The organism is Methylorubrum podarium, assembly GCF_022179745.1.
GTDB classification, from domain to species: Bacteria; Pseudomonadota; Alphaproteobacteria; order Rhizobiales; family Beijerinckiaceae; genus Methylobacterium; species Methylobacterium podarium.
Map to the genome: position 1 here is coordinate 1 of NZ_BPRD01000531.1, position 5,954 is coordinate 5,954.

Annotated in this window: 6 protein-coding genes; 5 read left to right on the forward strand and 1 reads right to left on the reverse strand. The window is 70.9% G+C overall.

The features are described from left to right. From MFF42_RS22830 to MFF42_RS22850, 5 genes are all read left to right on the forward strand, one after another. Positions 1-450, forward strand: a 450-nt coding sequence (locus MFF42_RS22830; protein WP_283206917.1) for a glutamate ligase domain-containing protein, incomplete at its 5' end; no start/stop codon positions are given. Beyond that, positions 447-1,922, forward strand: a complete 1,476-nt coding sequence (locus tag MFF42_RS22835) for a UDP-N-acetylmuramoylalanyl-D-glutamyl-2,6-diaminopimelate--D-alanyl-D-alanine ligase (RefSeq protein ID WP_238257987.1) — start codon at positions 447-449, stop codon at positions 1,920-1,922. The genes MFF42_RS22830 and MFF42_RS22835, both read left to right, overlap by 4 nt. A 104-nt stretch (positions 1,923-2,026) precedes the next feature. Continuing rightward, complete coding sequence (mraY, locus tag MFF42_RS22840) at positions 2,027-3,109, forward strand: phospho-N-acetylmuramoyl-pentapeptide-transferase (protein WP_238257989.1); 1,083 nt, start codon at positions 2,027-2,029, stop codon at positions 3,107-3,109. Positions 3,110-3,170: 61 nt separating this feature from the next. Beyond that, entirely contained in the window at positions 3,171-4,547 is a 1,377-nt protein-coding gene (gene murD / locus MFF42_RS22845) for a UDP-N-acetylmuramoyl-L-alanine--D-glutamate ligase (RefSeq protein WP_238257990.1), read from the forward strand. Between the two features lie 146 nt (positions 4,548-4,693). Next, positions 4,694-5,329, forward strand: coding sequence for a LysE family translocator (locus MFF42_RS22850; RefSeq protein ID WP_238257992.1), 636 nt, complete (start codon positions 4,694-4,696; stop codon positions 5,327-5,329). 57 nt (positions 5,330-5,386) lie between these two features. On the opposite strand, the gene MFF42_RS22855 is transcribed toward MFF42_RS22850, so the two are convergent. Continuing rightward, a partial coding sequence (locus MFF42_RS22855; RefSeq protein ID WP_238257994.1) for an NAD-binding protein occupies positions 5,387-5,954 on the reverse strand: 568 nt, incomplete at its 5' end.

A 5,954-nucleotide genomic window follows, 5' to 3' on the forward strand; every position in this document is an offset into this window, starting at 1 on the left:
CGGATCGGCGAGGCGAACGGCGGCCTGTGCCTCGTCGATTACGCCCACAAGCCGGAGGCGCTGGAGCACGTGCTGGCGGCGCTCCGCCCCTTCGCCAGCGGGCGCCTCGTCGTGGTGTTCGGCTGCGGCGGCAACCGCGACGCCGGCAAGCGTCCGATCATGGGCGCCATCGCCGAACGCCTCGCCGACCGGGTGATCGTCACCGACGACAACCCCCGCAACGAGGAGCCCGCCACGATCCGCGCCGCGATCCTCGCCGCCGCACCGGGAGCGGAGGAGATCGGCGACCGGGCGGAGGCGATCCGCGCGGGCGTGCGGGATCTGAAGCCCGGCGACGTGCTGGTGGTGGCCGGCAAAGGTCATGAAACCGGCCAGATCGTGGGGCCACGCGTGCTCCCGTTCTCGGATCACGACACGGTACGCGCCGCGATCGCGGAGTTGAACGGATGACCGACGCCCCCCTCTGGACTCCCGCCGCCCTCGAAGCCGCGACCGGCGGCTCGTTGCGCGGCGAACCGCGCCCGATTTCCGGCGCCTCGATCGACACCCGCAGCCTGGAACCCGGCGACCTGTTCTTCGCCATCCGCGGCGAGGCACGGGACGGGCACGACTTCGTGACGGCCGCCCTGGAGAAGGGTGCGGGCGCCGCCGTGGTCGCCGCCTCGCGCGCCGGCGAGTTCGAAAAGATCGGCCCGGTGCTCGCCGTGCCGGAGGAGGGCGACGACCCGGTGCTGGAGGCGATGCGCCGCCTCGGGCTGGCCGCCCGCGCCCGCACCGGAGCAGCGATCGTCGCGGTGACGGGGTCCGTCGGCAAGACCGGCACCAAGGAGGCCCTGCGCCACGTGCTCTCGGCGCAGGGGCCGACCCATGCCTCGGTCGCCTCCTACAACAACCATTGGGGCGTGCCGCTGACGCTCGCGCGGATGCCGGCGGAGAGCCGCTTCGGCGTGTTCGAGATCGGCATGAACCACGGCGCCGAGATCCTGCCGCTCACCGCGATGGTGCGGCCGGACGTGGCGCTGATCACCACGGTCGAGCCGGTCCATATCGAGCATTTCCGCTCGCTCTCGGCGATCGCCGACGCGAAGGGCGAGATCTTTTCCGGGCTCAAGCCCGGCGGCGTCGCGGTGATCAACCGCGACAACCCGAACTACGAGCGGCTGCTGGCCCATGCCCACGCCTCGCGGGCCGGGCGCGTCATCACCTTCGGCGAGCACGCCTCGGCGGATGTGCGGGCGCAGCGCATCCTGACCCGCCCCGACGTCTCGGTGATCGACGCGACGGTGATGGGCATCCCCGTCACCTACCAGCTTGGAACGCCCGGCCGGCACGTGGCGATGAACTCGCTCGGCGTGCTGGCCTGTATCCACGCGCTGGGCGCCGACCTCGCCCGCGCCGCCCTGTCGCTGGCGGCCCTGAAGCCGCCGGTCGGGCGCGGCGAGCGCACGGCGCTGCGGATCGAGCAAGGGGCTGGGGAAGCCGAGGCCTTCCTCATCGACGAGAGCTACAACGCCAACCCGGCCTCCATCCGCGCCGCCCTGGCGACGCTCGCCGGCATCGAGACCGGGCCCAAGGGCCGGCGCATCGCCGTGCTCGGCGACATGAAGGAGCTCGGTGCGGCCGGCGAGACGCTCCACCGCGAGTTGGCGGATGCGGTCGCGGCCAACGGCATCGATCGCGTCTTCGCCGTCGGCCCGCTCATGGCGCACCTGTTCGAGGCGCTGCCGATGTCGGTGCGGGGTGCGGCCGGCCTCACCGCTGCCGACGTCACTGACGCCGTCCTCGCGACCCTGCGGCCGGGCGATGCGGTGATGGTGAAGGGCTCCAACTCCATGCGCATGGTCCGCATTGTCGAAGCGGTCAAAGCCCGCTACGCGGTCGCGCCGGACCCGCGCGAAGCCTCGCTGAACGCGGTCCGCTGAGCTTACCCCACCGGCCGAGCCATCGCGCCCGGCCGTTCCTTCCGGCCGCGCGCGACGCCGTGCCGGGCGTGTCGACAAAGAACCTGCCGCGGACGGACGAACGCATGCTCTATCTGCTGTCGGAACTGAGCGGCACGCTCACGCCCCTCAACGTGTTCCGCTACATCACCTTCCGCACCGGCGGCGCGCTGTTCACGGCGGGCTTCTTCGTGTTCTGGTTCGGACCCTGGATCATCTCGCTGCTGCGCCTCCGCCAGGGCAAGGGCCAGCCGATCCGCGAGGACGGCCCGGCGACCCACCTGACCAAGCGCGGCACCCCGACCATGGGCGGCCTGATGATCCTGGCCGGCGCCGTGGTCTCGATCCTGCTCTGGACCAACCCGCACAACCACTACGTCTGGGTGACGCTCGCCGTGACCCTCGGCTTCGGCGCGATCGGCTTCTACGACGACTACCTCAAGGTGACGAAGCAGTCGCACAAGGGTTTCTCCGGCCGCTTCCGGCTGCTGCTCGAATTCGCGATCGCGGGCGCGGCCTGCCTGCTGATCGCGATCTACTCGCCGCCCGCCCTGCAGAACCAGCTCGCCTTCCCCGTCTTCAAGGACGCGCTCTTGAACCTCGGCTGGTTCTGGGTGCCGTTCGCCGCCTTCGTGATCGTCGGCGCGGGCAACGCGGTCAACATCACCGACGGGCTCGACGGCCTCGCCATCGTGCCGGTGATGATCGCCTGCGCCACCTTCGGCGTGATCGCCTACCTCGTCGGCAACGTCATCTATTCCAGCTATCTCCAGGTGAACTACGTGCGCGACACCGGCGAGCTCGCCGTGGTCTGCGGCGCGGTGATCGGGGCGGGTCTCGGCTTCCTCTGGTTCAACGCGCCGCCCGCGCAGATCTTCATGGGCGATACCGGCTCGCTGGCGCTCGGCGGCCTGCTCGGCTCGATCGCGGTGGCGGCCAAGCACGAGATCGTGCTCGCCATCGTCGGCGGCCTGTTCGTGCTGGAGATCATGTCGGTGATCATCCAGGTGCTGTCGTTCAAGCTGACCGGCAAGCGCGTCTTCCGCATGGCGCCGATCCACCACCATTTCGAGCAGAAGGGCTGGAAGGAGCCGCAGGTCGTGATCCGGTTCTGGATCATCGCCGTCATCCTGGCGCTGATCGGGCTGGCCACGCTGAAGCTGCGCTGAGCGGCCGAGCGAGCGGCAAATCGAGCGGCAACGTGAGCGGCAAGGCACGAGAGACAGATCCATGACGCCAGCCACCACCTTCGCCGGCCGGAAGGTCGCCCTGTTCGGCCTCGGCGGGTCCGGACTCGCCACCGTCCGCTCGCTGCTCGCCGGCGGCGCCGATGTGCTGGCCTGGGACGACAACGCGGGCAGCCGCGACCGCGCCCGCGAGCAGGGCATCACCGTCACCGACCTCAACGAGGCCGACTGGTCGGGCTTCACCGCCCTGGTGCTGGCGCCGGGCGTGCCGCTGACCCATCCCGAGCCGCACTGGACCGTGGGGCTGGCGCAGGCGGCCGGCATCCCGATCATCGGCGACATCGAGATCTTCTGCCGCGAGCGCGCGGCGCTGGCGCCGGACGCGCCCTTCGTCGCCATCACCGGCACCAACGGCAAGTCCACCACCACCGCGCTCACGGCGCACCTGCTGCGCCATGCCGGCCGCGACGTGCAGATGGGCGGCAATATCGGCACCGCGATCCTGTCGCTCGAGCCGCCCGCGGCAAACCGAGTCCACGTCGTCGAGCTGTCCTCGTTCCAGATCGACCTGACGCCCTCGCTCAAGCCCGGCGTCGGCATCCTGCTCAACCTGACGCCGGACCATCTCGACCGTCACGGCACCATGGAGAACTACGCCGCGATCAAGGAGCGGCTGGTCATGGGCGCGGACCTCGCGGTGATCGGCGTCGACGACACCTACTGCGCGGCCATCGCCGGACGCCGCGCCGGGGAGCGCATCCGCCTCCACGTCGAGGGCCACGGCGACGCGGCGGGCGATTACACCTGCGCCGCCGGCACGGTGCGCGGACCGGACGGCGCCGTGATCGCGGAGGTCTCCGGCATCCCATCGCTGCTCGGCGACCACAACCTCCAGAACGCCGCCGCCGCGGTCGCCGCCGCGATCCGGCTCGGACTGAGCAGCGAGGAGATCGCGGCAGGCCTCAGGAGCTTCCCCGGCCTCGCCCACCGGATGGAGCCCCTGCGCCGGATCGGCAAGACGCTGTTCGTCAACGATTCCAAGGCGACCAACGCCGATTCCACCGAGAAGGCGCTGCTGGCCTTCCGCGACATCCACTGGATCGTCGGCGGCAAGGCGAAGGAGGGGGGCATCGAGCCGCTCGCGCCGCTGTTCGACCGCGTCGCCCACGCCTACCTGATCGGCGCGTCGAGCGACGCCTTCGCCGCGACCCTGGAGGGACGCGTGCCCTTCACCCGCTGCGGCACGCTGGAGGCCGCGACCGAGGCGGCGGCCCAGGCCGCCGGCGCGGCCGGCACGGAATCCCCCGTCGTGCTGCTGTCGCCGGCCTGCGCCTCCTACGACCAGTTCCCGAACTTCGAGGTCCGCGGCGACCGGTTTCGCGCGCTGGTCGCCGCGCTGCCTGGGCAGGCCGAGGCTTGAGGCCCGAACCCGACCGGTCTGACGCGACGGCGATCCGATTGGGACGCGATCACCGGGCCGTTGGCGTCCTTCTGGCCCGCCGTTAAGACGCGTGCGGTGGCCAGGCCCCCAAAACACGGCCTGCAGCCGCAACGAGGTGCCGCCGGATGACCTTGCAAACGTGGTGGCTCTTCGTCGTCGCCGTCTTCGTGCTCTCCGGGACCCCGGGGCCGAACATGCTCCACGTCATGAAGCGGAGCACGGATGTCGGCTTTCGTCGCTCGATACCGACGATGCTCGGCTGCCTGTCGGCGATCCTTCTCGCCCTGCTGCTCTCGGCGATCGGTCTGGCGGCCGTCCTGACGGCACTTCCCGCCGTGTTCGAAGTCCTGCGCTATCTCGGCATCGCCTATCTCGTCTATCTCGGCGTGAAAGCCTGGCGCGAGGACCCGGCGCCCCTCGACCTCGCCGAAGGCGCGCCTGACCGGGCGAACCCGCTTCCCCTCTGGAAGCTGTACCGGGACGGCTTCCTGATCGGCATCACGAACCCTAAGCTGCTGCTGTTCGCGACGGCGTTCCTGCCGCAGTTCGTCGACAATGCCGCGCCGCAGGCTCCGCAATTCGGGATCCTGCTGGCAACCTTCGGAGTGATCGAACTGGGCTGGTACGCCGTCTACGCCTTCGGCGGCCATTCGCTGGCGCGCCACATCCGGCGCCCGCGCTGGAAGCGCCTGTTCAATCGGATCAGCGGCACCGTGTTCATCGGGTTCGGACTGGCGCTCTTTCAGGCCCGGACCGTGTAGGCCGGTCCGCGCCGGACCCGTCACCGACCTGATCGCGGCGCCTCGGCGGGCGCTCCGTCAGGCGCTCTTGCCCAACGGCCGTTTCTCAGCCGGCGGCTCGGCGGGTTTGGCCTCGGGCGCAGGCTCTCTCCCTTTGCCGACGGTGCGGCGGGCGCGGAAGGCCGGCCGGGTCTCCGCCTCCTTCCGCTTCAGCATGGTGCGGAACTCGTCGCGCCGCTCGTGGATCGAGGCGATGACGTGGCCCATCGGCACGCCGACATCGACCAGCACCGCCTCCGAGAGCTGGAGCGAGGCCTCGATCGTCTCCGGCACCGCGTCGTCGACGCCCATCTCGTAGAGCTGCGTGGCGTGGCGTGCGTCGCGGGCGCGGGCGACGATGGTGAGGTCGGGCCGCTCGGCGCGGGCGGCCTGGACCACCGCCTCCACCGCGCGGGGATTGTCGAGGGTCACCACGAGGGCGCGGGCCGTGGCGATGTCGCAGCGGCGCAGCATCTCGGTGTTGGCGGAATCGCCGAAATAGACCGGGCTGCCGAGCCGGCGCTGCTCGGCGACGCGGGCGGGATCGGAATCGAGCCCGATATAGGGAATGGCGTGGCGCTTGAGCATCTCGCCGACGAGCCGCCCG

Bases quoted from the DNA above. Each gene is read 5' to 3' on its own strand.
- MFF42_RS22835 (WP_238257987.1), top strand. From the start codon at position 447: ATGACCGACGCCCCCCTCTGGACTCCCGCCGCCCTCGAAGCCGCGACC.
- mraY (WP_238257989.1), top strand. From the start codon at position 2,027: ATGCTCTATCTGCTGTCGGAACTGAGCGGCACGCTCACGCCCCTCAAC.
- murD (WP_238257990.1), top strand. From the start codon at position 3,171: ATGACGCCAGCCACCACCTTCGCCGGCCGGAAGGTCGCCCTGTTCGGC.
- MFF42_RS22850 (WP_238257992.1), top strand. From the start codon at position 4,694: ATGACCTTGCAAACGTGGTGGCTCTTCGTCGTCGCCGTCTTCGTGCTC.